This is a genomic window from Mycobacteroides sp. PCS013 (assembly GCF_049532645.1).
In the GTDB taxonomy this organism is placed as follows: domain Bacteria; phylum Actinomycetota; class Actinomycetes; order Mycobacteriales; family Mycobacteriaceae; genus Mycobacterium; species Mycobacterium gwanakae.
On the sequence record NZ_CP150131.1, the window covers coordinates 305505 to 329411 of the forward strand.

The window sequence follows — 23907 nt, forward strand, 5'->3', positions numbered from 1 at the left end:
ACTCCGCTCTACTCTTCGGTGGAGTCCTCGGTGGCTTCCTCGGCGGGAGCCTCGGCGCCTTCGTCGCCGCTACCCTCGGCCTCGAGGTCGGCAGCGGTCGGTGCGGTGACGACGTTGACGACCAGGGTTTCCGGATCGGAGATCAGGGTGACGCCCTTGGGCAGCTCGATCGATCCGGCGGTGATCTGGGTGCCTGCGGCAAGGCCCTCAACCGACACGGTCAGGCTTTCGGGGATCGACAGTGCCTCGGCCTCGATCTCCAGGGTGTTGGCGTCCTGGGTGACCAGGGTGCCGCTCTCGGCGTCGCCCTCGACATGGACGTTCACCTCGACGGTGACCTTCTCGCCCTTGCGCACGACCAGCAGGTCGGCGTGCACCAGGTTGCGGCGGATGGGGTGGATCTCGATGGTCTTGGTGAGAGCCAGCTGCTCGCGGCCTTCGATGTCCAAGGTCAGGACGGCGTTGGTGCCGGAGTGGCGCAGCACCGCCGCGAAGTCGCGGGCCGGCAGGTTCAGGTGCTCGGGGTTGGTGCCGTGGCCGTACAGGACCGCGGGGACCAAGCCGTCGCGGCGGGCGCGGCGCGAGGCACCCTTACCGGTGTCCGTGCGGACGGTGACGGTGAGGTTATTGCTGGTGGGGGCGTTCTTCTTGGACATCTGGTCAGCTCCTTGCGTTTCGTGAGACACGGCGCAGGGAGGACATCAGGATGACGCCCATGATCCCGTCGATAACGGTGGGAAGACCCACCCTCGCCGTGACAGCCCGTTCAGAGTAGCCGAGCCCGGACCTGAAAGACCAATCAGCGTGGGTGTCAGAGAGGGAAGGACACCCCGGTGAGCTGCTCGGACAGGTCCCATAGGCCCTTAGCGCTCTCGGCGTCCTGTGCTCTGCGGCTGCGGCCCACCTGCTTGGGGTAGCCCTTGGCTTCGAACGGGCCGTCCGGTCCGATGTACGTGTCGCCCGGCAGATCCTGGGATGCGGCGTACAGCGTCGGCAGGGCGCCGTGCGCGGCATCCTGCGCAAAGAGGTTGCCGGTCTTCAAGGCGATCTCGAAGATCGGGTTCCCGCTGTGCGACTGCAGCTCGGTGGCGGCCACACCCGGATGGACGGTCAGCGCGCGCACCGACGATCCGGCCGCGCTCAGTCGGCGCTGCAGCTCCTTGGTGAACAGCAGGTTGGCGAGCTTGGATGCGCCATACGCTCCGGCGCGGGTGTATCCGCGCCGCTCGTAGTTGAGGTCGGCGAGGTCGATCTTCCCGGCGCGATGAGCGACCGAGGACACCGCGATCACACGGTCGGTGATCTTGGGGAGCAACAGATTGGTGAGTGCGAACGCGCCGAGATGGTTTGTGCCGATTTGGCTTTCGAAGCCATCGACGGTCTTGGCCTGCGGCACCATCATGATGCCGGCGTTGTTCACCAGGATGTCGGCGGTATCGACGGTGTCGGCGAAGGCGCGCACCGACGCCAGATCGGCGACGTCGACCTGACGCACCTCGGTGCTTCCCGTGATCGAGGACTGGGCGGCCTTGCCCTTCTCGGTGTTGCGCACCGCCATGACGACATGGGCGCCGACGCGAGCCAGCTCGCGGGCGGTCTCCAGGCCGAGTCCACTATTGGCTCCGGTGATGATGACGGTGCGGCCTTCGAATGACGGCAGCGCCGCGGCGGTCCATTTGGTCACGGGAGCTGACCCTAATGCTCAAGCTCGATACCGTCGAGGGCGTGACTTTTGAGGCAGACGTCGACGCCTTCCTTTCGGGCCTGCAGTCCCCACCTCGCCTGCTCGGTATCGGAGAACCAACTCACGGGCCGCAGGAGTTCGGGTACCTACGCAACCGGCTGCTCCGTCACCTTGTGGTCGAGCGCGGCTTCCGGTCGGTCGCGCTGGAGAGTGACGCCGTGGCCGGATTCGCCGTCGACCGGTATGTGACGGCAGGGGAGGGCACCCTCGACGAGGTGCTCGACACCGGATTCAGTCACGGGTTCGGCGCCTATTCGGCCAGCCGCGAGCTCATCGCGTGGCTACGCGACTGGAACAGCGGCCGAGGCCCCGGCGAACAGGTGCGGTTCTACGGTTTCGATGCCACCACCGAGATGATGGCGTCGCCGAGTCCGCGCGACACCCTCCTCGCGGTGCACAGGTATCTGTCGAACGGTGGTGCCGCCCTGCCCTACTCGGAGGAGGTGATCACCGATCTGGTGGGTGAAGATGCCGCCTGGTCTCACCCGGACGCCATGCTCGATGCCAAGGTCTCGATCGGCCGATCGGCTCCGGCACGTGCATTGCGGCTGATCGCCGATGAACTCGTGATCGCGCTGGCGAGGTACGCCCCCGCGTTGCGCGCCTCAACGTCGCCGCAGCAGTTCTGGCAGATGTGCACCGTCGCCCGCGCGGCAGTGAGCCTGCTGCGGGCACATTTCGCGATGGCCGACCCTGGCCCGGATCGCATGTCCACCATGCTGGGAGTCCGGGATGCGCTCATGGCCGAGAATCTGGAGGCTATCGCCGAGGCCGAAATGCATAGGGGCCCAACGTTGGTGTTCGCCCACAACGAGCACCTGCAGCGACATCAGAGCACGGTGTCCATGGGCCCTGCGCTGGCGAGTTGGTGGTGCGCCGGAGCGCTGGTGGCCTCGGCCGATCGCGTCCCGTACGCGGTCATCGCGAGCGATTTCGGCACTCATGAGGCCGCGAACATCGGCGTGCCGCACGCTGCCACCCTGCAGGGATGGATGTGGAGCTGGGAATCCGATCGGATCCTGTTTCCCGTGGGCGAGATACCGGACGGACTGCTCGCCCGTCAGGACGTGGCCCCGCAGACGGGTTGTTACCCGATCGATCCCGCTCACCTGGAGGGGGTGGACGCCATCGCTTTCATTCGGCGCCTCAGCGCTTCGTGATCTTCAGACCGCCGGTGAGAGCGGCGACGTCCTTGGCCAGTGCCGACGCCTGCGCCTCGGTGGTGGTCACCGTGAGCTGCACGAGGTAGTGCAGCGGTCCGTCCGGCACGATGACGTCCCGATTCCACGCGTGCACCCGAACGTTCTGGTTGTCGTAGGTGCCTTCGATGGCTGCCGACGGATATCCCTGAAAGTCGTCCAGAGATGAGCTGATCTTCTGAAAGCCCTGGGCGTTCTGCGCGTCGACGAACCCGTGCTCGGTGATCGCCGTGCGGGCGTCCAGGGCACCCTCCAGCCTGATGAGGTAGATCACCGCGCTGGGTGTTCGTCCTTGATCGGCCGCGCTGGGTTTGTCACTGACCAGGTAGGCGGGCTCGAACGCGCCCAGATTTTCCCAGCCTTCGGGCAGCGGCATCTCGACGCGCACGTTCGCCGAACTCTCCGGCGATACCGGGACTACCTTGACGCCGGCGCTTTGCAGGTACTCGTTCATCGAGGTCGGCGTGGTGGTGGGTGTCGCCGTGGTGCTCGATGCCGAGCTGCTTGACGAACCAGCTTGTGGCTCGGGTTGTTTCGACTCGCATCCGGCGGTCGCGAGCGCCAGCAGGCACCCCGCGACCAGCGCGGCGCTACGCATTCCCGTCGAAAAGTCCTGTTACCGAACCGTTCTCGAAAACTTCGCGGATGGTGCTGGCGAGCAGCGGCGCAATCGACAGCACCGTCAGCTGGGGGAAGCGCTTCTCCTCGCCGATGGGCAGCGTGTTGGTGACCAGCACCTCGCGGGCACCACAGTTGGCCAGGCGCTCGGCGGCGGGGTCGGACAGCACGCCGTGGGTGGCGGCAATCACGACGTCCTTGGCACCGGCCTCGTGCAGCAGCCCGACGGCCCCGGCGATGGTGCCACCGGTGTCGATCATGTCGTCGGTGATGACGCAGGTCTTGCCGGTGACGTCACCGACGACGCGGTTGGCCTTGACCTGGTTGGGCACTCGTGGGTCACGTGTCTTGTGGATGAAGGCCAGCGGCACACCGCCCAGGGAGTCGGCCCACTTCTCTGCGACGCGCACGCGCCCGGAGTCCGGCGACACGACGACGACATCTTCGCCATTGCTCACGTAGTGCTCGGCGATGTATCCACACAGCAGCGACTGGGCGCGCATGTGATCCACCGGTCCGTCGAAGAAGCCCTGAATCTGGTCGGTGTGCAGGTCCACCGTGACGATGCGGTCGGCGCCCGCGGTCTTGTACAGGTCTGCCACCAGGCGCGCCGAGATCGGCTCGCGGCCACGGTGCTTCTTGTCCTGGCGCGCATACGGGTAGAACGGCAGGATCGCGGTGATCCGCTTGGCGCTGCCGCGCTTGAGCGCATCGATCATGATCAGCTGTTCCATCAGCCACGTGTTCAGCGGTGCCGGATGCGATTGCAGGACGAACGCGTCGCAGCCGCGTACCGACTCCTCGAAGCGCACGAAGATCTCGCCGTTGGCGAAATCGCGGGCGGTCTGCGCGGTCACCTGGACGTCGAGTTCCTTGGCGACCTGTTCGGCCAGTTCAGGGTGCGCACGACCCGAGAACAGCATCAGATTTTTGCGGTTATCGGTCCAGTCGGTGCTCACGGCGCAGCTAGTCCTCTTGGGTTCGTAATTTTGGGCTTCACAAGGACGGCGCCGGGTACCGGCCCGCCGGGCTAATGGTACGGACCTTCCCCCGGTGGCTGGGAGCGGGTTGCCGGAATTTGAACGCGAGATGTCCAACCCCGGCTTTCGGAGGCCGTGTTCGCCCTCGGAGGTCAGGAATCCCTGGACGCTTCCTCGGCGGCCCTGGCCGCATCGCTTCCGGGGCGTTTCTGCGCGACCCAGCCTTCGATGTTGCGCTGTGGACCGGCCGACACCGCCAGCGCGCCCGGCGGCACGTCCTCGCGAATGACCGTGCCCGCGCCGGTGTACGCGCCGTCGCCGACGGTCACCGGGGCCACGAACATGGTGTCCGATCCGGTCTTCACATGCGAGCCGATGACGGTGCGCCGCTTGGTTTCTCCGTCGTAGTTGACGAAGACGCTGGATGCGCCGATGTTGCTGTGCTCGCCGATATCGGCGTCGCCCACATAGGTCAGATGCGGCACCTTGGTGCCCCGGCCCACCGTCGAGTTTTTGACCTCCACGAACGCGCCCAGTTTGGCGCTCTCGCCGGTCACGGTGCCCGGTCGCAGGTACGTGTACGGCCCGATCACCGACCGTGCGCCGATGGTGGCGCCCTGGCCGTGGGTGCGGATGACGGTGGCCGAGTCGCCCACCGTCACGTCGATGAGGGTGGTGTCGGGGCCGATGTGGCAGTGGCCGCCGATGACGGTCTGCGAGTGCAGCTGGGTGCCGGGCGCGATGGTCGCGTCCTGCCCGATCCGGACGTCGACATCGATCCACGTGCTCGACGGGTCGACGATGGTGACTCCGGCGCGCTGGTGGAATCGGATGATCCGCCGATTCAGCTCGGCGCCCATCTCAGAGAGCTGCACCCGGTCGTTGACGCCGGCCACCAGCGCACTGTCGTCAACATGGTTGGCGTGCACCGCTTTTCCGCCCTGGCGGATGATCGACACGGCGTCGGTGAGATACAACTCGTGCTGGGCGTTGTCCGAGCGCAGCTGAGATAGCGCCGCGTGTAGCGGCCCGATGTCGAAGGCGTACACCCCGGCATTGACCTCACCGATGGCACGTTGGCTGTCGGTGGCGTCGGTCTGCTCCACGATGGCGATGACCTCGCGGTCCTGGGTGCGCAGGATGCGCCCGTAACCGGTGGGATCGGCCAGGGTGGTGGTCAGCAGGGTGGCGGCGGCGGGCTCGGCCTGATGCCGGTTGATCAGCCCGGCAAGTGTTTCCCCATCGAGTAGGGGGATATCGCCGGAGGTGACGACGACGGTGCCGGCGAAGTCCGCGGGCAGCGCCTGCAGGCCGCATGCCACGGCGTGCCCGGTGCCAAGCTGCTGTTCCTGCACGGCGATAGCGATCTCGCGATGCAGCGATTCGGCGAGTATCTCCACCGCGGTGGCGATGCGTTCGCGGTCGTGTCCCAGCACGATCACCAGGTGTTCGGGGTTGACACTCGCGGCGGCATGTACCGAGTGCGCCAACATCGAGCGGCCGCCGAGGGTATGCAGCACCTTGGGGATGTCCGAACACATGCGGGTACCGGCACCCGCGGCCAGCACGATTACTGCAGTCCCAGCGGGATTGCCTGGCATTTCCTACTCCCTACTGCTCCGTCGCCAGGACTCGAACCTGAACTATCTGAACCAAAATCAGAGGTGCTGCCGATTACACCACGACGGACTGTTACAGAATGAAGACTGTAGTCGACCAAGGAGCGAGGCTTGTCCGAGCGACATCAGGTCAACAAGCTCGGTCGTGCGGCCGAGGAAAGTGATGGCACATGTCGGTACCAAGCAGGCCGGACGGCCCCGGGCGGACTCCTCGCGTCCGGATGGCCGGTACTGAGCGGCGCCGCCAGCTGATCGATGTCGCGCGGTCGTTGTTCGCCGAACGTGGGTACGAGGCCACCTCCATCGAAGAGATCGCCCAACGCGCCGGAGTCTCCAAACCCGTCGTGTACGAGCATTTCGGCGGTAAGGAGGGCCTTTACGCCGTCGTGGTGGATCGTGAGATGTCGGTGCTGCTCGACGGCATCACCTCGTCGTTGACGAGTTATCGCTCGCGGGTGCGGCTGGAACAGGTGGCGTTGGCCTTGTTGAGCTATATCGAGGACCGCACCGACGGTTTCCGGATCCTGATCCGGGACTCACCGCCCGGGGTCAGCTCGGGGACATATTCGAGCCTGCTCAACGACGCGGTCAGTCAGGTGTCGAGCATCCTGGCGGGCGACTTCCAGCGCCGTGGACTGGATGCGGAGATGGCGCCGCTGTATGCGCAGGCGTTGGTGGGGCAGGTATCGATGACAGCCCAGTGGTGGCTCGATGCGCGGGAGCCCAAGAAGGAAGTGGTGGCGGCGCACATCGTCAACCTGTGTTGGCATGGCTTGAAGCATCTGGAAGCAGATCCGCAGCTACAGGAGGAATGAGTCTTCACCCCGGAACATCTGCGCGCCGCGCTTCGTTGGACATGACGGGTGGTACGCGCAGGAGGTGGTCGGTGGTGACAGGGATTCGCCTGGTTCTCGGTGCCGCGGCCGCTGTCGCGGTCGCGTTGATGGGTGCTCCCGTTGCGGCCGCAGACGACTGCAGTGGTCCGCTGACCGCGCGGGTGTGTGTGAAGCCGGGCAACGCCGAGTTGCATTCCACGCCGAACCGGGAGTTCATCCCTGATGTTCCGCAGGCCTCGCCGTGGCTGGTCGTGGGTGGCACCGGCTCGGGTATCCGGATCCCATAGCGGGCGCGCTGTCGAACCGAATCAGTGCGTGACATGCGCCGATCACCTAGAATTTAAGTCGTTGGGGTTGACCACAGGATGAGGTGTATGTGATGACGTCAGTAGTTGTGCGATGGGCTGTGGTCGGCGCCGCCGCGGCCGCGCTGGGCGTTTTGCCCGTGTCGCTGGCTTCGGTTGCCGCGGCTGATCCGGAGTGTGCGGACCCGGCGATGTGTCAGTCCGAGCCGCCTAACCCCGAGAACTGCAACGGTGGACCCGACGACATGGTGTGCACCCGTGCGGGCGATGCGGAGCTGCATTCTTCGCCGAACCCGGCAGATATCCCGCCGGTGCCGCAGGCCGAGACTCCGCCCTGGATGGTTTTCGGTAACCCCGGTATGGGCGGCCACTAGCCGGCAACCCCGGGGTAGCACTGCCCTTGATGGTTGCTTTCAGATCCTAACGAGTTTAATGTTGTGTCGTTAGGGAATCTAAGCATTTAAGGGGTGTTGTCCCATGCCTGGCCTTCGATATGCCATGGCGGTGGTAGTGGTGAGTCTGCTGGCAGCGGTGCCCGCCGGTCCCAGTTCAGTGGATGTAGCGAGTGCTGTCCGTGGTGGGCACGGAAATTGCGCGCAGCCTCGGACCGGATCCGAGGTGTGCATAACTCCGGGTGATGCCGAGCTGCGGTCGTGGCCGGATCCGGCCGATCTGCCGACGCCGCCTGATGTTCCGTTACGCCCGGACAACCTCTGAGGTGATTCGGGGCCAGAACCTTCGCGATAAGTTCGAAAAAGCTGTGAACTAGCTGTGTGACGTGCAAAAAGCGCCTAAAGTCAGACTCTGGGGTCGATGGATAGGCGAGGTGGTCGTCATGACGTCAACAGTGATGCGGTGGGTGGTGGCAGGAGCCGCCGCGGCGGCGCTGGTGGTCACGCCCGCGGTACTTGCTCCGATGGCTGGGGCGGAGCAGCCGTGCGCGGATCCGGCGATGTGCCAGGCACCGACGCCGGGGCCGGTGCACGAGGATGCCGAGCTGCACTCGAAACCGAATCCAGCGGACATGCCGCAGGCCCCGCAGAGTGGCATGCCGCCGTGGCAGATGATCAACGCTCCGGGGGAAGCGCGTAACCACCCCTGAGCCTTGGCGCGGTCGGTCGTCAGCTGTGAACTGGCTGGGAATAGCGCTGGTCTGATGGCATCTTGAGTCGCCTCGACTTATCGTCGTGCTCATGATGTTTGTGCTGGTACGGCGTGCGGCGCTGCTGGTGGCGGCGGGTGTGACCATCGGTGTGCCGCTGGCATTGGGCGTATCGCACGCCGACCCCCCGTGTGCACCGGGCGCTGCCGCGTGCGCGCTGCCTACGGCGGTCGTCCCGCCGGCAGGAGCGCACGAAAAGTGCAGTGCACCAAAGCCGGGCGAGGAGGTCTGTGCCGAGCCCGGCGATGCCGAGCTCCACTCAACCCCGACGGCTCACATCCCGGCACCGCCGTTGACGGTTGCTCCGACCAAGGGTGGTGCTGCGCTCTAGCGCGCGCCGCAGTCTCGGGAGAGCAGATCGGCGATCGTCTCGCGGCGTACCAGCTCGCGCACCCGTCCGTCGCGGACTGCTAGCACGGGGGGACGTCCAACCAGGTTGTAGGACGAGGCCATGCTGTGGTTGTACGCACCCGTGCAGGCCACTGCCAGCACGTCGCCGGGGCGCACATCGGAGGGCAGGCTGACATCGCGGGCGATCTCGTCGCCGGATTCACAATGCCGCCCGGCCACTGTCACGAGTTGCGGTGGGGCAGAGGGATGCCTATTTGCCAGTGCGACACTGTATTTCGCGTCATACAGTGAGACGCGGGGGTTGTCGCTCATGCCGCCGTCGACGGCTACGAAGGTACGCCCGCCGGGCTGAGTCTTCACCGACACCACCCGGTACAGCGTCACTCCCGCGCGGGCGGAGATGGCACGGCCGGGCTCCACGACGACGCGGGGCCGCGGGAAGCGCTCGGCCGCGCAGGCGGCGTCGAGGGCGTCGTCGATGAAGTCGCGCAGTTCGGCGAGGTCGAGTTCGGGGTCACCCGAGCGGTAGGGAACGCCGTGGCCGCCACCGATATTGAGCTCACCCAGGATCACGCCGCGCTTGGCGCGGATATCGGCCATCGCGGCGATCATGTGGCGAATGGTTTCGCCGTAGAGCGTGCAATCGGTGACCTGTGAGCCGATGTGGCAGTGCAGGCCGACTAGGTCCAGCAGGGGCTGGTCCAGCACGCGGCGGACGGCCTCGGTGGCATGCCCACTGTGTAGCGGGAATCCGAACTTCTGATCGGTGACGCCCGTTGTTACCGCGGCGTGCCCGTGGATGTCGATATCGGGGGTGACCCGTACCAGTACACGCTGGCGTTTCTTGAGCCGGGTCGCCAGGAACATGATCTCGGTGTTGGAATCCAGCACGATCCGGCCCACGCCGACCGCGGCCGCGTCACTGAGCTCGTCAGGGGTCTTGGCGTTGCCGTGCATGATGATTCGTTCGGGGTCGAAGCCGCCCGCGAGCGCGGTCGCCAGCTCGCCGGAAGAGCAGACATCCAGCGACAGCCCCTCCTGCGCCACCCAGCGCGCGATATCGGTCGTCAGCAGCGCCTTGCTGGCGTACGCGATCTCGATCTCGCGCAGGGTGCGGCGATAGTGACGGGCGCGGTGGCGGAAATCCTCCTCGTCAACCACGTAGGCGGGGGTGCGGAATTGGTCGGCGATTTCCGAGAGCGCCGTCTCTCCGACGCACATCCGGCCCTGCTCGTCCAGGTGTGTGGTGACCGGCCACACGGCCGGGTCGACGCGAGGTCGCGCCACGTTATGTAAGGACGGCAGGAGGTCCAGAAGTGTCATGCATCTACCGTGCGCCTGTGGCGACCCCATGCGGAGTTTCTTGACGTGGCCTTGACGGTGATGGGCCCGATCTTTTCGAGATCTGGGCGCCGTAGAATGAACGCACCATGACTGTGACTGCCCCGCCTCTCGCCGGGGTGATCCGGACAGCCTTGCGGGATCCCGCATTCGATGTTCTTGCCCCGGCCCTCGCCGCCAAGACCGGCCTTGATCTGACGGCACCGTCGTGTGCCCGCCCATTCGTCGTCACCGGTATGGCCGATGCGAGCGATGCGCCCGTCCTGGTGGTGACGGCCACCACCCGGGAAGCGCAAGATCTCGCCGCCGAGCTGCGTGACGTGTACGGCGACTCGGTCACCCTGCTGCCGTCGTGGGAGACACTTCCGCACGAACGGCTGTCACCCGGCGTCGACACCGTGGGAGCCCGGTTGCAGGTGCTGCACCGGCTCGCCCATCCGGAGGACTCCCGGATGGGGCCCGCGCTGCGGGTGGTTGTCACGACGGTTCGCTCGCTGTTGCAGCCGATGTCGCCCGAGCTGTTCGATCTGGAGCCGGTGGAGCTCACCGTGGGGGCCGAGTCGGAATTCGACGGGCTGATCGCCCGACTGGTCGAGCTCGCGTACACCCGGGTGGACATGGTGGCCGGCCGTGGCGAGTTCGCGGTGCGCGGCGGCATTCTCGACGTCTTCAGTCCCACCGCAGACCATCCGGTGCGCGTGGAGTTCTGGGGCGACGAGGTCAGCGAGATGCGCTACTTCTCCGTTGCCGACCAGCGGTCGATCCCCGAACTGCAGGTCACCTCCGTGCTGGCAATGCCCTGTCGCGAACTGCTCCTCACCGAACAGGTGCGCACGCGTGCGGCCGAGCTCGCGGCGGCGGCCGGAGACTCTGGTAGTACCGAGGGCGAGCACCGGCTCGGTACCGGGCTGGGGGAGATGCTGGCCAAGCTGGCCGACGGAATCTGTGTCGACGGAATGGAATCGCTACTGCCCGTGCTGCATTCGGGTGAGCTGACCATACTGGTAGACCATCTGCCCGAGGGCACTCCCGTGCTGATCTGCGATCCGGAGAAGGTGCGCACCCGGGCGGCGGATCTGGAGCGCACCGGCCGGGAGTTCCTGGAGGCATCCTGGTCGGTCGCCGCGATCGGCGCCGACGCACCAATCGATGTTGCCGCGCTGGCGGATTCGGGATTTCGGGAGCTTGATGACGTCAAGCACGCGGCAGACGAGACCGGGCATCCGTGGTGGTCACTGAGCCCGCTGAGCATGGGCGACGATCAGGCGATCGATCTCGCGGTACGGCCATCGCCCTCTTCGCGCGGCCACAAGGAGGGTGCGGCGGAGATCTTCGCGATGCTGCGCGCCCACGTGATGACCGGCGGGCGGGCCGTGGTGGTGGCCGCTGGTACCGGCACCACCCACCGGATCATCGAGCAGCTGGCCGAAACGGAAACGCCGGCAAAGCTGTTGGAGCCGGGCACGGAGCCCGTCGATGGCGTTGTCGGAGTGCTGCGTGGTCACCTCACCGACGGTGTGGTGCTCGCAGGCGCCAACATCGTCATCGTCACCGAGACGGACCTCACCGGCAGCCGGGTCGCGGCCACGGATGGCAAGCGGTTACCTGCCAAGCGCCGCAACCAGGTTGACCCGCTGGCCCTCGCGGCCGGCGATCTCGTTGTGCACGATCAGCACGGCATCGGGCGATTCGTCGAGATGGTGGAACGCACCGTCGGCGGGGCGCGCCGGGAGTATCTGGTGCTGGAATACGCGTCCGGTAAGCGTGGCGCCGCCGCCGGTGGGCAGAGCGATCGCCTGTACGTGCCCATGGACTCCCTCGATCAGCTGTCCCGGTATGTCGGTGGCGAATCTCCCGGCCTGAGCCGTCTCGGCGGCAGCGACTGGGCCAATACGAAGACCAAGGCGCGCAAGGCTGTTCGTGAGATCGCGGGTGAGCTGGTGGCGTTGTACGCGGCGCGCCAGGCCGCGCCCGGACATGCCTTCGCGCCGGATACTCCGTGGCAGCGGGAGATGGAAGACGCCTTCGGGTTTGTCGAGACGGTTGATCAGCTGACCGCCATCACCGAGGTGAAATCCGATATGGAGAAGCCGGTTCCGATGGACCGGGTGGTGTGCGGCGACGTGGGCTACGGCAAGACCGAGATCGCGGTGCGCGCGGCGTTCAAAGCCGTCCAGGACGGTAAGCAGGTCGCGGTGCTGGTGCCCACGACGCTGCTGGCCGATCAGCATCTGCAGACGTTCACCAATCGCACCGCGGGATTCCCGGTGAAGGTGGCAGGCCTGTCGCGGTTCACCGATCCGGCCACCTCGAAGCTGGTCATCGAGGGAATGGCCGATGGCTCAGTCGATATCGTCATCGGCACACACCGGCTGCTGCAGACCGCGGTGCGGTGGAAGGACCTCGGTCTGGTGATCGTCGACGAAGAGCAGCGATTCGGCGTCGAACACAAGGAACACATCAAGGCGCTGCGGACCCATGTCGACGTTCTGACCATGAGTGCCACCCCGATTCCGCGCACCCTGGAGATGAGTCTGGCGGGCATCCGGGAGATGTCGACCATCCTGACGCCGCCCGAAGAGCGTTACCCCGTGCTCACCTACGTCGGTCCGCATGACGACAAACAAGTGGCAGCCGCCCTGCGGCGCGAGCTGTTGCGCGATGGTCAGGCGTTCTACGTGCACAACCGGGTGAGCTCCATCGATCGGGCCGCCGCGCGCATACGTGATCTGGTTCCTGAGGCCAGAGTCGTTGTGGCACACGGCCAAATGCCCGAGGAATTGCTGGAGCGCACCGTCGAGGGGTTCTGGAACCGCGAATACGACATCCTGGTGTGCACCACCATCATCGAGACGGGTCTGGACATCTCCAACGCCAACACCCTGATCGTGGAGCGGGCGGATATCTTCGGGCTATCGCAGCTGCACCAGCTGCGCGGGCGCGTCGGCCGTAGCCGTGAGCGCGGTTACGCGTACTTCCTGTACTCGCCCGAGGTGCCGCTGACCGAGACCGCCTACGACAGGCTCTCGACCATCGCGCAGAACAACGATCTGGGTGCCGGCATGGCGGTGGCCATGAAGGATCTGGAGATCCGCGGCGCGGGCAATGTGCTCGGCGTCGAGCAGTCCGGCCACGTCGCCGGGGTGGGGTTCGACCTGTACGTCCGGCTCGTCGGCGAGGCTGTCGAGGCGTATCGCGCGGCGGCCGACGGCAAGACGGTGCAGACCGCCGAGGAACCCAAGGAGGTGCGTATCGATCTGCCGGTCGACGCGCACTTGCCCACCGACTACATCGGTAGCGACCGGTTGCGCCTTGAGGCATACCGCAGGCTGGCGGCGGCCGGGGACGCCGCGCAGATCGGCGCGGCGGTCGAGGAACTCGTCGACCGGTACGGTCCGCTGCCGCTTCCGGTGCAGCGACTGGTCGCGGTGGCCTCGCTGCGTTTGCTGTGTCGTGAGATGGAAATCACCGATCTTTCGGTGGTCGGTACCAACATCCGAATACAGCCGTTGCCACTTCTGGATTCGGCGCAATTGCGGCTCAAGCGTTTGCACCCGGCCGCGCAATATCGTGCGACGACTTCCGTTGTGCAGGTGCCTATCCCGCGTGCCGGCGACGGGGGCGTGGGCTCAGAGCGCATCCGCGACCTGGAGCTGGTGCACATGATTGTCGATCTGCTGCTGGCGTTGTCGGGGCGCCCCGCGGGCAGTGTTGATATAACACCAGTGGAGGTGAGCAAATGACCGTCATCCTTGTGGACCCGCGCCATCCGTCGATGGTGCCGGTCGAGGCCGTCGGTTTGCTCGCCGGTGATCTGCAGTACACCGAGGAGCTTCCCGTCCGGCTGGCGTGGTCGCTGTCGACCGCACGTCCGGTGTACATCGGTGAGGACGCCCCGGCGCTGTTGTCCTCGGACCGCAACCATCCGGAGGTGAAGGCGCGGATCGCGGCCGGGGCCACGGTCATCGCACCGCCGGTGCGGCAGGGCGAGAAGCTCATCGACGCGGTGGCGGTGATGGACAGGCTGCGCACGAACGGCCCGTGGGAGGGCACTCAGACTCACGATTCGCTGCGGCGATACCTGCTTGAAGAGACCTACGAGCTGTTCGACGCGGTGCGTACCGGTGACGTCGACGAGCTTCGTGAAGAGCTAGGGGATGTACTGCTGCAGGTGCTTTTCCACGCCCGCATCGCCGAGGATGCCCCGGAGCATCCCTTCAACATCGACGATGTCGCCGAGGCGCTGCTGAAAAAGTTGGGCAACCGCATTCCGGTGATCCTCGGCGCCGGTGGCGATTCCAGCTCGATCTCGCTGGAAGAGCAACTGGCGCAATGGGAAGAGCGTAAGGCGCAGGAGAAGGATCGCGACTCGTGTCTGGACGGTGTGTCCAGCAGCCAGCCGGCCCTGGCACTCACGCAGAAGGTGCTCGGCCGGGTGACGGCCGCTGGTCTGCCCACCGAGTTGATCCCGGCGCAGCTGCTTTCGGTGACCATCGAGCTGGATGGAGATGCCGAGAACCAGTTGCGGGCAGATGTTTTGGAATTCATGGATACCGTGCGTCGCGCCGAGAAGAGCATCCTGGCCGATCGCCGCGGTGAGGACACCGCCGCCGGATTGGCGAGCGCCGATCTGCGTGATGTCGCTGCCGGGGAGTGGCGCGAGCATTGGCTGAGGAATCCGGTTGAGGCTCCTGCCGACGATGCCGTCGAGGTACCCGCCGAGAGCTAGGGCGTAGCCCGGGAGACCGTGCGGCGGGACTTTGTGCCTGGCCTCGCGGGACCATGGTCCGCACAGCATTTGCACAGCATTTAGGTACGCCATACCTTATCTACGTGGTGTTATCGGATGCGGTCCCCAATCTGTTGATTGGCCTGAGAGAGGGTCTCGAAGCAGGACTTGTGGTGAGCATCCTGCTTGCCGCCGTCCATCGTTCACCGCTGGCGGCCAACGGGCGCCGGGCCACGGCGCCGGTGTGGCTGGGCGTGCTCGGGGCGCTCTCGGTATCGGCCAGCTTCGCGGCGGTGCTCACGTCCACGACCAGCTCGCTGGGCGCAACCGGCCAGGACGTGGTGGGCGGCGTGCTCAGCATCCTGGCCGTCGGGTTGGTCACCGCGATGATCTTCTGGATGTCGCGCACCGCCGCCAGCCTCTCCGGTGAGCTGTCCGGGAAGGTGGAGCACGCGCTCACCCTCGGTGCGGGCGCGCTGGCCCTGACGGCGTTCTTGGCGGTCGCCCGCGAGGGATTAGAGACCACGCTGTTCTTCTGGACCGCGGCCAAGGCAGCGGGGGAGATCACCGGACCGGTGATCGGTGGCGCCCTCGGGCTAGCGATCGCGGTGACGTTGTGCTGGCTGCTGTATCGCCGCGCGGTGAAGCTCAATCTCAAAGTGTTCTTCACCCGTACGGCGGTCGTGCTCATTGTGATCGCCGCCGGAATTCTGGCGTACGGCATCGGGGATCTGCAGACCGCGGGCTGGTTGCCCGGGCGGACCTGGTACGCCTTCGATCTGAGTCAGCGCATCTCCGCGGACTCCTGGTGGGCCACCATCGTCACCGGCATTACCCAGCTCACCCCGCGGATGACCGTGCTGCAGGTGGTGGCCTGGGCTGGATATCTGATACTGGTGATACCCCCGTTCTTGCGGGTATCACGTGAAAACCATTCGCCCACTGCCGCGTCCGAGCTCGACGAGGAACCCTCGGCCTTCGCGCGCGTGATCGGCCAGCGCCCCTTCGCGGTTGCCGCGACCATCGTGGTGGTACCGGTACTCATGGCGGCCGCGGTGATTGCGATTCTGCCGTCCGCCAACCGTGATGCCGATACGCAAGTCACCGTGACGGCTAGCGGGTGCGCCGACGACTGGACGTCCGCGGGTACCGGCCTGCAGACGTTCTCTGTCGTCAACAAGTCGGGCAAGACCGGTGAGATCAACCTCGTGGACGGCAACAACGGTGTGGTCGCCGAGATCGAGACCCTGGGCCCTTCCACCAGTGCCACGCTCACCGCGACGCTCTCGGACGGGACGTACAAGTTCGCGTGCCTGATGGCCGGAGAGCCCGCCAGATACTCCGCATCTCAACAAGTCCGGGGCAAGGCCGACCCTGGGGCGCCGCAGCCGGTGGTCAGGGTGACCGAGGACGATCTCAAGCCGCCGATGCAGGCCTACCAGCGTTACGCCGACAATCTCCTCGCGGTGCTGGGTACCCAGGCGCGCGCACTTCGTGCCGACCTTGCCGCGGGCAACATCGAAGCGGCGAAGAAGGATTGGCTGCCGGCGATTCTGACCTGGAATCGAATCGGTGCGGCGTACGGCAGTTTCAAGGACTACGGGGACGCCATTGCCGGGCTGCCGCATGGGCTCCCCGACGGAGTGCACGATCCCGATTTCAAGGGCTTACGCCGCCTGGAGTACGGGTTGTGGCACGGGCAACCCGCGCCGGTGTTGGTGCCGGTGGCAGACGAATTGGTCTCGACCATCGACAAGCTGCGTGCCAACCTGGCGGACGTGATGACGGAGCCGGCCGACCAGACGAAACGCCCACACGAAATCCTCGAGGACACCTTGCGATTCCAGCTCATGGGCTACACGAACCAGGGAGCGGGAACCGAGTATGCGGAGGCGGCAGCTGCGGTCGAAGCCACCCGTGCGGTGCTGGGCCAGTTCTCCGCGCTGATCAATGCCCGCGCGCCGAAGTTATTGGCGGAAAGCAACTCCCAGCTCGATATCCTTGACGCCGCACTCAAGGCGACGCAGCAGGGTGGACAGTGGCGTCCGCTCGAGCAGGTGCCGCTGGCCGGTCGCCAGGCGGTGGATGCCGCGCTGGGGCAGGTGCTCGAGACGCTCGCCTCGGTGCCACTGCTCATCGAACTTCCGCCGAGCCGATGACCAAGGAGGCGCGCAATATGGATGTCAACCGCAGGAACTTCCTCCGCGGCGCGGCCATCGGGGCCGCAGGCACGGCCGTCACGGGTGCGGTGCTGGCGCACGGTGCCGAGGTTGACGCGAACGCGGCGGCAGTGGCCGCGCCCCCGAATCGGTACCCATTCCACGGGGCCAAGCAGTCGGGAATCCTCACCCCGGTGCCCGCCGAGAAGCAGAATTTTGCCTGCCACGTGGCGTTCGACGTGACATCGAAGAACAGGGATGCGCTGACCGGTGCCTTCAAGAAGTTGACCGAGCGGGCGCGGTTCCTCTGTACCGGCGGCACCCCGCCCGAGCTGGGGGTGGGGCAACCGCCGGCGGATAGCGAGGTGGTTGGGCCCGTGGTCGAGGCCGACGGCCTCACCGTCACAGTGGCGGTCGGGTCGAGCCTGTTCGATAGCCGATTCGGGCTGACCGACCGCAAGCCCGCCAAGCTCAAACCAATGACGGTATTTCCCAACGACTTTCCTGATGCGGCGTGGACACACGGTGATCTGCTGGTTCAGCTGTGCGCCCACAATCCGGATACCGTGCATCACGCACTGCGCGATATCACCCGCGCGGTGCGGGGCGATCTGCAGATGCGCTGGCGTATCGAGGGGTACAACTCGCCCCCGCGCCCGTCCGGAACGGGCCGAAACCTTTTGGGGTTCAAGGATGGCACCGCCAACCCGGTGTCCAACGATGCCGAAAAGCTGATCTGGGTGGGCGATGGCGAACCCGCCTGGACCGCGGACGGCACCTACATGGTGGTACGCCTCATCCGGATGCTCGTCGAGTTCTGGGATCGGGTTTCCATCAACGAGCAGGAGCGGATGTTCGGTCGACGTCGCGACAGCGGCGCACCGTTGGACGGGAACAACGAGTTCGATAACCCCAACTACACCACTGATCCCGAAGGCCAGACCATTCCCCTGGATGCGCATATCCGGCTGGCCAACCCGCGCACCGCGGAAACCGACAACCAGCGGCTGGTCCGGCGTTCCTACAACTACGACCTGGGCGTGGAACCGAACGGGAACATGCAGTCGGGACATGTCTTCGTCTGTTTCCAGCAGGACCTCGAGCGCCAGTTCGAAACCGTGCAGAACCGGTTGAACGACGAGCCCCTCGTCGACTATGTGCAGCCGTTCGGGGGCGGATACTTCTTCGCGCTGCCGGGCGTCGCCGACGAGAACGACTGGTACGGAAGGACCTTGCTCAGCTAGCCGAAGAGCGACTGACCCCAATACTCCTTGGGACCCAGGCCCGGTGGACAGGCGAAGATCGCCGAACCGGTGTGCAGGATGTATTCGTTGAGGGCGTCCTCGGTGGCCAGCTTGCGCTGCATCGGGATGAACTGCGATTGCGGATTGCGCACGAAGGCGATGAAGAACAGCCCCGCGTCCAAATGCCCGAACCCGTCCGACCCATCGGTGAAGTTGTAACCGCGGCGCAGGATCTCGATACCGCCCAGTTCTTCGGCGGAGGCCAGTCGCACGTGCGCGTCCACATCCAGCAGCGGTTCCCCATCGGATTTCTTGCCGGTGAAGTCGATGGCCGCGAACTCGTCGCTCTGGCCGATCGGCGCACCCGATCCCTTGGAGCGCCCGATGACTCGTTCCTGCTCGTTGAGTACGGTGCGGTCCCAGCTCTCGATCAGCATCCGGATGCGCCGCGCCACCAGGTAGGTGCCGCCGGTCATCCATTCGGGGTTGTCGCCCTTGGCTACCCAGACGCTGGTGTTGACCTTCCCGGTGTCTTCGGCCTTGATGTTGCGGGTGCCGTCCTTGAACCCGAACAGGTTTCGCGGCGTCACCTGCGACCGGCTGGTCGAGGAGGTGCGGCCGAATCCGAGCTGCGACCACTTGACCGCGACGGTTCCGAAGCCCACCCGGGCCAGGTTGCGGATGGCATGCACCGCGACTTGTGGGTCGTCGGCGCAGGCCTGAATGCAGATATCGCCGCCGCAGCGGGCAGGGTCCAGCTTCTCGTTGCGGAACTTCGGCAGTTCCTGCAGTGGCGCCGGTAGCTTGTCGGCGATGCCGAACCGGTCCACCCCGTCCTTACGGAAGAACGAAGGGCCGAAGCCGATCGTCAGGGTCAGTGCGGAGGCGGCCAGGTCCAATGCCTCGCCTGTATCGGTCGGCGGGGCATAGGGATTGCCGTCGATCGCACCGCCCGGTGTGGTCTCCTCGCCCTGGGACATCCGCTCGGCCATCTCGGTCCACTGACGCAGCATGGCCTGCACCTCGCCGCGGGTGGCGTTGGGCATCACGTCGAAGGCGCAAAAATGCATCCGGTCCTGCGCCGGGGTGGTGATCCCGGCCTGGTGTTCGCCGCGGAACGGGACCTTGACGTTGTCCGGTCCGATGCTTGCCGCGCTCGCGCGGCCGCCCAGCACTCCGGCTCCCGCGGCACCGGCCACGGCGGCGGTAACTCCCGCCGCGCCCAGCAGCTTGCGGCGGTTGAAGCCGTTACCGTCCGGCGATGACACCTTGCACCTCGCTGACCTCCTTGGACAACGCATCGATGGCATGTGCCAGCTCGATGCGCTGATCCTGGGTCACCGTGTCGTAGAAGACGAATCCGTCACCCTTGCGGTACTTGCCCAGCAGGGTGTCGACTTCCTTGAACCGCTTGTCGATCGCCTGTCCCAGTTCGGGTTTGCGCTCGTCGAGGATCGGGCGCACGGTAGCGACCGCGTTCTGCGAGCCGTCCACGTTGGCCTGGAAGTCCCACAGATCGGTGTGGCTGAAGGCCTCTTCCTCACCGGAAATCTTCGTCCTGGCCACCTCGTCGAGCAGCGTCTGCGCTCCACCGGCGATCTTGGTGGTGTTGATGTCGAAGTCCTTGGCGCGCACGCCGTCCGAGAGCTCCTTGATGTCCTTGAGCAGCTGATCGGCGATGGCGTCGGTGTCGGGCTGCAGGCCGGTCACCCACAGGTCCTTCTCCAGGCGGTGGTAGCCGGTCCACTTCTCGCCGGGCTGAAGGTCGGCCTCGCGCAAGTCGATTCGAGGGTCCAGGTCGTTGGGGAAGGCCTCGGCCACCGGCTCGATCCGCTCGTAGTACACGCGGCTGGTCGGGTACTGGGCCTTGGCGGAGGCGATGTCCTTGGCCTTGACCGCCTCGACGAACTTGCCGGCGGATTCACTGAGGGCGTCCACCTGGCTGATCACGTAACCCCGGTAACGATCCGTGGCGTCCTTGAACTTGCCCTCGGCGTCGAGCTTCACCGCGGCTCCGGTGATCTTGAAGTCGCCGCGAATGCCGTCGCCGATCATGCCGGGCTTGCAGGCGGTCTGGTAGGTGCCGGGCTCGGTGAACTGCACGATGAGCTTGCGGTTGATGCCCGAGCCGATGTTCTCGACCTCACCGAGCGCGCGGTCGCCCTTGTCGTAGACGTAGAACTCGGTGACCTTTGACCCGTTGTTGGTCACCTTGAAAGTGACTGGGCCCGTGGTGGCCTCGGTCTCGGACACCTCGCAGCTGGTGTCGGTGGCGGTGACGGTGATCTCCTGACCAGCACCGGCGGCACCGCTCTCGGCGGGCTCCTTGGGGGTGCAGGCCGCCAGGGTCGTACCGGTGGCCATCGCAAGCGCGGCGGCTACGTAGGCGAGTGATGGTTTCATCCAGCGGTCCTCTCGGGTTGGGCTTCTGTGGTGTCGGTGGTGGGCGCCTTGGGCTGAGTGGCCACAGGACGTAGGAAGAGTCCGAGCACGATCACCAGGTAGGTGATCCAGCCCGCCAGTTGCAGCACTGTCGGGGTCGGTGTCACGTTGAAGATGCCGCGCAGCAGCTCGCCGTACCAGGCGCTCCAGTCGAACCAGCCGGTGATGTCAAAGGCCTTGTGCGACAGCCCGGGAAGCCATCCGACGGTCTGGAGGGCGCCGATGCCATAGGACAGGATGCCGGCGGCCACCACGACCAGGAAGGCGCCGGTGTACTTGAAGAACTTGCTCAGGTTGATCCTGACCGCGCCGCGGTACATGCCATAGGACAGTGCGGCCGCGGCCGCGACTCCGGTGACGAGTCCGGCCAGGGGCCAGGCGGTTTCGGCCTTGGCGTACCCGACCATGAACAGGGCGGTTTCGACGCCCTCACGTCCGACGGACAGGAACGCCACGGTTAGGACCGCCAGCGAGCCAGCTTCCAGTGCCTGGGCCATGCCCTGACGCAGTTCGCCGGCGATGCTGGCGGCGGCGGTGCGCATCCACAGCACCATGGTGGTCACGATGGCCACCGCGACCAGCGAGGCCACCCCGGCGATCGCTTCGGCGCCCAGGTCGCTGATGGTGTTACTGCCGAAGTGGATCGTCAGGAAGACGAGCAGGGTCATCGCGATGGCACCGGCGACGCCCAGCCACACCCAGCGCAGCGCGTCGCGTCGGTTCGACTTGACCAGGAACGCCACCAGGATCATCACGACGATCCCGCATTCGAGGCCCTCGCGCAGTCCGATGAGGCCGCTGCTGAAGTATTGCGAGAAGTGAGTCGGCCCGTCGGCTAGGACGCCGATACTGCGCATGTCCAGGGTCCTTTTCCCTCATGTGACTTTGGCTAGCCAACGCTTGCCAAGGTGCGGCTGACCTTACCTGAATAGGTCCTGTGGAAGTGATGGCAACGCATCGGCTGCGTCCGTGTGTGTCCAGCTCATGCGACGATGGTGAGCAATCCATCGCACCGTCTAGGAGTTCCGTCGTGTCGTCCCTCGCCGTGCGCTCCTTGTCGGCGCGTTTAGTGCGGATCGTGCTCGTCGTCTCCATTTCGACGTTTCTGCTGGCAGCGGGCTGTTCCTGGCAGTTGGGTGGGCGTACCCCGCTACCGCAGGGGGTGCCGCCGCCTGCCGGAGATCCGGTGCCCGATATCGAGACGCCGCCCGCGCAGATTCATGGCCGTCCCGCTGACCAGCTCCGTGACTGGTCCACCCCGCGTGCCCAGAAGACGGGAATCCCCGTCATCGCCCTCGAGGCGTACGCATACGCGGCCAAGGTTGCCGAGCGCGAGAATCCACGGTGCAAGATCGCGTGGACGACGCTGGCCGGAATTGGCACTGTCGAGAGCCACAACGGCACCTACCACGGCGCCGAATTGCACCCCAACGGCGACGCACTGCCCCCGATCCGTGGGGTGCGCCTGGATGGATCCAACGGAAACCTGCGGCTTCCGGACACCGACAAGGGCGTGCTGGACGGTGACGCGAACCAGGACCGGGCGATGGGACCCATGCAGTTCATCCCCGAGACCTGGCGCATCTACGGCGTCCGCGCCGCAGGTGAGGGCGACCCCAGTCCCGACAACATCGACGATGCGGCGCTGTCGGCGGCGGGGTACCTGTGCTCGCGTGGTGGCGACCTGAGCACCACCGAGGGCTGGATCAAGGCGCTGTGGGCGTACAACATGTCGGACGTGTACGCCGAGCAGGTACGGGATTGGGCCACGGCCTACGCCAAGGGCGGGTCGCTGTAGCACTAGTCTGTACCCGATGTTCTTCGCCCGAGTGGCTCATCAACATACGACGTCGGAACCGCAGCACCCCTAAGGAGAGACAGTGCCGATTCTTGAGCAGGTAGGCGCCCGCGAGATCCTCGACTCACGCGGCAATCCGACCGTCGAGGTCGAGGTCGCCTTGACCGATGGCACGTTCGCACGGGCGGCGGTCCCCTCGGGTGCCTCCACCGGTGAGCATGAGGCCGTTGAGCTGCGCGACGGCGATGCACGTTACGGCGGCAAGGGCGTCACCAAGGCCGTGAACGCCGTGCTCGACGAGATCGCCCCGGCCATCATCGGTGAGAGCGCCGATGACCAGCGCCTCATCGATCAGGCCCTGCTCGATCTGGACGGCACCCCGGACAAGTCGCGCCTCGGCGCCAACGCCATCCTGGGCGTCTCGCTGGCGGTGGCGAAGGCTGCCGCCGACTCGGCCGGGCTGGCACTGTTCCGGTACCTGGGTGGCCCGAACGCGCACATCCTGCCGGTGCCGATGATGAACATCCTCAACGGCGGCGCGCATGCCGACACCGGGGTCGATGTCCAGGAGTTCATGGTGGCGCCCATCGGTGCGCCGAGCTTCAAGGAATCGCTGCGCTGGGGCACCGAGGTGTACCACTCGCTCAAGTCCGTGCTCAAGAAGCAGGGCCTGTCCACCGGACTGGGTGACGAGGGCGGGTTCGCCCCCGACGTCGCCGGAACCCGGGCCGCGCTGGATCTGATCAGCACCGCGATCGAGGCGACAGGTCTCAAGCTGGGCTCGGATGTGGCGCTGGCGCTCGATGTCGCAGCCACCGAGTTCTACAGCGCCGCAGACGGTTACAGCTTCGAGAAGGAGAAGCGCACCGCCGAGCAGATGGGCGCCTTCTACGCCGAGCTGCTCGACGCCTACCCGCTGGTGTCCATCGAGGACCCGCTGTCCGAGGACGACTGGGACGGATGGGTGGCACTGACCACCGCGATCGGTGACCGGGTGCAGCTGGTCGGCGACGACCTGTTCGTCACCAACCCCGAGCGCCTGGAAGAGGGCATCGAGCGGGGCGCCGCCAATGCCCTGCTGGTCAAGGTGAACCAGATCGGCACCCTCACCGAGACGCTGGATGCGGTGACACTGGCGCACAGCAGCGGCTACAAGACGATGATGAGCCACCGCAGTGGCGAGACCGAGGACACCACCATCGCGGACCTGGCGGTCGCGGTGGGCAGCGGTCAGATCAAGACCGGCGCCCCGGCGCGTAGCGAGCGGGTGGCCAAGTACAACCAGCTGCTGCGTATCGAGGAAACACTTGGGGACGCTGCCCGTTTCGCGGGTGATCTTGCCTTCCCGCGGTTCTCGATCGAGACGTCCGACTAGCGGAC

The 23907-nt window shown here is 66.0% G+C and carries 22 protein-coding genes and 1 tRNA gene; 13 read left to right on the forward strand and 10 right to left on the reverse strand.

All coding sequences use genetic code 11. From position 1 onward, the window contains the following. Positions 1–8: 8 nt before the first annotated feature. Together RHO23_RS01505 and RHO23_RS01510 are read right to left on the reverse strand one after the other, a co-directional pair. Complete coding sequence (locus RHO23_RS01505) at positions 9–656, reverse strand: 50S ribosomal protein L25/general stress protein Ctc (protein WP_101312650.1); 648 nt, start codon at positions 654–656, stop codon at positions 9–11. Positions 657–811: 155 nt separating this feature from the next. Further along, positions 812–1684: an oxidoreductase gene (locus RHO23_RS01510; RefSeq protein ID WP_423488590.1), complete on the reverse strand. Its 873-nt coding sequence runs from the start codon at positions 1682–1684 to the stop codon at positions 812–814. 14 nt (positions 1685–1698) lie between these two features. Between RHO23_RS01510 and RHO23_RS01515 the strand changes: the two genes are divergently transcribed. After that, complete coding sequence (locus RHO23_RS01515; RefSeq protein WP_423488591.1) at positions 1699–2904, forward strand: erythromycin esterase family protein; 1206 nt, start codon at positions 1699–1701, stop codon at positions 2902–2904. Here the strand turns inward: RHO23_RS01515 and RHO23_RS01520 are convergent. The 4 genes from RHO23_RS01520 to RHO23_RS01535 all read right to left on the reverse strand — a co-directional run bounded on the left by RHO23_RS01520 (position 2891) and on the right by RHO23_RS01535 (position 6230). Continuing rightward, on the reverse strand, positions 2891–3541 hold the full coding sequence (locus RHO23_RS01520) for an LpqN/LpqT family lipoprotein (RefSeq protein WP_030094577.1): 651 nt from the start codon (positions 3539–3541) through the stop codon (positions 2891–2893). The genes RHO23_RS01515 and RHO23_RS01520 overlap by 14 nt on opposite strands. After that, positions 3534–4520: a ribose-phosphate diphosphokinase gene (locus tag RHO23_RS01525; RefSeq protein ID WP_005059141.1), complete on the reverse strand. Its 987-nt coding sequence runs from the start codon at positions 4518–4520 to the stop codon at positions 3534–3536. The genes RHO23_RS01520 and RHO23_RS01525 overlap by 8 nt, the downstream gene beginning before the upstream one ends. Positions 4521–4693: 173 nt before the next feature. After that, positions 4694–6142, reverse strand: a complete 1449-nt coding sequence (gene glmU, locus RHO23_RS01530; protein WP_030094578.1) for a bifunctional UDP-N-acetylglucosamine diphosphorylase/glucosamine-1-phosphate N-acetyltransferase GlmU — start codon at positions 6140–6142, stop codon at positions 4694–4696. 16 nt (positions 6143–6158) lie between these two features. Next, positions 6159–6230 (reverse strand) — tRNA-Gln (locus tag RHO23_RS01535). A gap of 151 nt (positions 6231–6381) precedes the next feature. Here RHO23_RS01535 and RHO23_RS01540 point away from each other — a divergent pair. The 6 genes from RHO23_RS01540 to RHO23_RS01565 all read left to right on the forward strand — a co-directional run bounded on the left by RHO23_RS01540 (position 6382) and on the right by RHO23_RS01565 (position 8794). Continuing rightward, positions 6382–6975, forward strand: coding sequence for a TetR/AcrR family transcriptional regulator (locus RHO23_RS01540; RefSeq protein ID WP_030094579.1), 594 nt, complete (start codon positions 6382–6384; stop codon positions 6973–6975). 128 nt (positions 6976–7103) lie between these two features. Beyond that, entirely contained in the window at positions 7104–7283 is a 180-nt protein-coding gene (locus RHO23_RS01545) for a hypothetical protein (protein WP_423489144.1), read from the forward strand. Positions 7284–7375: 92 nt separating this feature from the next. Further along, positions 7376–7675 (forward strand): hypothetical protein, encoded by a 300-nt coding sequence (locus RHO23_RS01550; RefSeq protein WP_064410172.1) that lies wholly within the window; start codon positions 7376–7378, stop codon positions 7673–7675. Positions 7676–7778: 103 nt separating this feature from the next. Continuing rightward, complete coding sequence (locus tag RHO23_RS01555; RefSeq protein ID WP_081347353.1) at positions 7779–8018, forward strand: hypothetical protein; 240 nt, start codon at positions 7779–7781, stop codon at positions 8016–8018. A gap of 118 nt (positions 8019–8136) precedes the next feature. Further along, the gene (locus tag RHO23_RS01560; protein WP_057966846.1) at positions 8137–8403 is read left to right on the forward strand and encodes a hypothetical protein; all 267 of its coding nucleotides are present in this window, start codon (positions 8137–8139) and stop codon (positions 8401–8403) included. A gap of 91 nt (positions 8404–8494) precedes the next feature. Next, positions 8495–8794 carry a hypothetical protein gene (locus RHO23_RS01565; protein ID WP_030094584.1) on the forward strand — a complete coding sequence of 100 codons (300 nt, stop codon included), beginning with the start codon at positions 8495–8497 and terminating at the stop codon, positions 8792–8794. On the opposite strand, the gene lysA is transcribed toward RHO23_RS01565, so the two are convergent. Continuing rightward, on the reverse strand, positions 8791–10137 hold the full coding sequence (gene lysA / locus RHO23_RS01570) for a diaminopimelate decarboxylase (protein WP_423488592.1): 1347 nt from the start codon (positions 10135–10137) through the stop codon (positions 8791–8793). The genes RHO23_RS01565 and lysA overlap by 4 nt on opposite strands. 107 nt (positions 10138–10244) lie before the next feature. On the opposite strand from lysA, the gene mfd reads away from it, so the two are divergent. The 4 genes from mfd (at position 10245) to efeB (RHO23_RS01590) (ending at position 18287) form a co-directional block, all read left to right on the forward strand. Further along, positions 10245–13898, forward strand: coding sequence for a transcription-repair coupling factor (mfd, locus tag RHO23_RS01575; RefSeq protein ID WP_423488593.1), 3654 nt, complete (start codon positions 10245–10247; stop codon positions 13896–13898). Further along, positions 13895–14884: a nucleoside triphosphate pyrophosphohydrolase gene (locus RHO23_RS01580; protein ID WP_070942759.1), complete on the forward strand. Its 990-nt coding sequence runs from the start codon at positions 13895–13897 to the stop codon at positions 14882–14884. The genes mfd and RHO23_RS01580 overlap by 4 nt, the downstream gene beginning before the upstream one ends. 104 nt (positions 14885–14988) lie before the next feature. Further along, complete coding sequence (efeU, locus tag RHO23_RS01585; RefSeq protein ID WP_423488594.1) at positions 14989–17043, forward strand: iron uptake transporter permease EfeU; 2055 nt, start codon at positions 14989–14991, stop codon at positions 17041–17043. 17 nt (positions 17044–17060) lie between these two features. After that, a complete protein-coding gene (gene efeB, locus RHO23_RS01590) occupies positions 17061–18287 on the forward strand; it encodes an iron uptake transporter deferrochelatase/peroxidase subunit (protein WP_264921171.1) in 1227 nt (408 codons plus the stop codon). Here efeB (RHO23_RS01590) and efeB (RHO23_RS01595) read toward each other — a convergent pair. From efeB (RHO23_RS01595) to efeU (RHO23_RS01605), 3 genes are read right to left on the reverse strand one after another with little or no spacing between them, the layout of a single operon-like run. Continuing rightward, positions 18284–19555 carry an iron uptake transporter deferrochelatase/peroxidase subunit gene (efeB, locus tag RHO23_RS01595; protein ID WP_406801195.1) on the reverse strand — a complete coding sequence of 424 codons (1272 nt, stop codon included), beginning with the start codon at positions 19553–19555 and terminating at the stop codon, positions 18284–18286. The two genes, efeB (RHO23_RS01590) and efeB (RHO23_RS01595), sit on opposite strands and share 4 nt — an antisense overlap. Then, the gene (efeO, locus tag RHO23_RS01600) at positions 19536–20690 is read right to left on the reverse strand and encodes an iron uptake system protein EfeO (RefSeq protein WP_423488595.1); all 1155 of its coding nucleotides are present in this window, start codon (positions 20688–20690) and stop codon (positions 19536–19538) included. Before efeO ends, efeB (RHO23_RS01595) begins: the two co-directional genes overlap by 20 nt. Next, entirely contained in the window at positions 20687–21586 is a 900-nt protein-coding gene (gene efeU / locus RHO23_RS01605; RefSeq protein ID WP_070920386.1) for an iron uptake transporter permease EfeU, read from the reverse strand. The genes efeO and efeU (RHO23_RS01605) overlap by 4 nt, the downstream gene beginning before the upstream one ends. 173 nt (positions 21587–21759) lie before the next feature. On the opposite strand from efeU (RHO23_RS01605), the gene RHO23_RS01610 reads away from it, so the two are divergent. Then, complete coding sequence (locus RHO23_RS01610; RefSeq protein WP_046252781.1) at positions 21760–22527, forward strand: lytic transglycosylase domain-containing protein; 768 nt, start codon at positions 21760–21762, stop codon at positions 22525–22527. 82 nt (positions 22528–22609) lie between these two features. After that, the gene (gene eno / locus RHO23_RS01615) at positions 22610–23902 is read left to right on the forward strand and encodes a phosphopyruvate hydratase (RefSeq protein ID WP_046252782.1); all 1293 of its coding nucleotides are present in this window, start codon (positions 22610–22612) and stop codon (positions 23900–23902) included. Positions 23903–23907: the final 5 nt, after the last annotated feature.

What these genes read in the sequence shown, in the direction of transcription:
- RHO23_RS01505 (WP_101312650.1), bottom strand. Translation starts at nt 656, where the DNA reads ATGTCCAAGAAGAACGCCCCCACCAGCAATAACCTCACCGTCACCGTC.
- RHO23_RS01515 (WP_423488591.1), top strand. Translation starts at nt 1,699, where the DNA reads ATGCTCAAGCTCGATACCGTCGAGGGCGTGACTTTTGAGGCAGACGTC.
- RHO23_RS01520 (WP_030094577.1), bottom strand. Translation starts at nt 3,541, where the DNA reads ATGCGTAGCGCCGCGCTGGTCGCGGGGTGCCTGCTGGCGCTCGCGACC.
- glmU (WP_030094578.1), bottom strand. Translation starts at nt 6,142, where the DNA reads ATGCCAGGCAATCCCGCTGGGACTGCAGTAATCGTGCTGGCCGCGGGT.
- RHO23_RS01540 (WP_030094579.1), top strand. Translation starts at nt 6,382, where the DNA reads ATGGCCGGTACTGAGCGGCGCCGCCAGCTGATCGATGTCGCGCGGTCG.
- RHO23_RS01545 (WP_423489144.1), top strand. Translation starts at nt 7,104, where the DNA reads ATGGGTGCTCCCGTTGCGGCCGCAGACGACTGCAGTGGTCCGCTGACC.
- RHO23_RS01550 (WP_064410172.1), top strand. Translation starts at nt 7,376, where the DNA reads ATGACGTCAGTAGTTGTGCGATGGGCTGTGGTCGGCGCCGCCGCGGCC.
- RHO23_RS01555 (WP_081347353.1), top strand. Translation starts at nt 7,779, where the DNA reads ATGCCTGGCCTTCGATATGCCATGGCGGTGGTAGTGGTGAGTCTGCTG.
- RHO23_RS01560 (WP_057966846.1), top strand. Translation starts at nt 8,137, where the DNA reads ATGACGTCAACAGTGATGCGGTGGGTGGTGGCAGGAGCCGCCGCGGCG.
- RHO23_RS01565 (WP_030094584.1), top strand. Translation starts at nt 8,495, where the DNA reads ATGATGTTTGTGCTGGTACGGCGTGCGGCGCTGCTGGTGGCGGCGGGT.
- lysA (WP_423488592.1), bottom strand. Translation starts at nt 10,137, where the DNA reads ATGACACTTCTGGACCTCCTGCCGTCCTTACATAACGTGGCGCGACCT.
- mfd (WP_423488593.1), top strand. Translation starts at nt 10,245, where the DNA reads ATGACTGTGACTGCCCCGCCTCTCGCCGGGGTGATCCGGACAGCCTTG.
- RHO23_RS01580 (WP_070942759.1), top strand. Translation starts at nt 13,895, where the DNA reads ATGACCGTCATCCTTGTGGACCCGCGCCATCCGTCGATGGTGCCGGTC.
- efeB (WP_264921171.1), top strand. Translation starts at nt 17,061, where the DNA reads ATGGATGTCAACCGCAGGAACTTCCTCCGCGGCGCGGCCATCGGGGCC.
- efeO (WP_423488595.1), bottom strand. Translation starts at nt 20,690, where the DNA reads ATGAAACCATCACTCGCCTACGTAGCCGCCGCGCTTGCGATGGCCACC.
- efeU (WP_070920386.1), bottom strand. Translation starts at nt 21,586, where the DNA reads ATGCGCAGTATCGGCGTCCTAGCCGACGGGCCGACTCACTTCTCGCAA.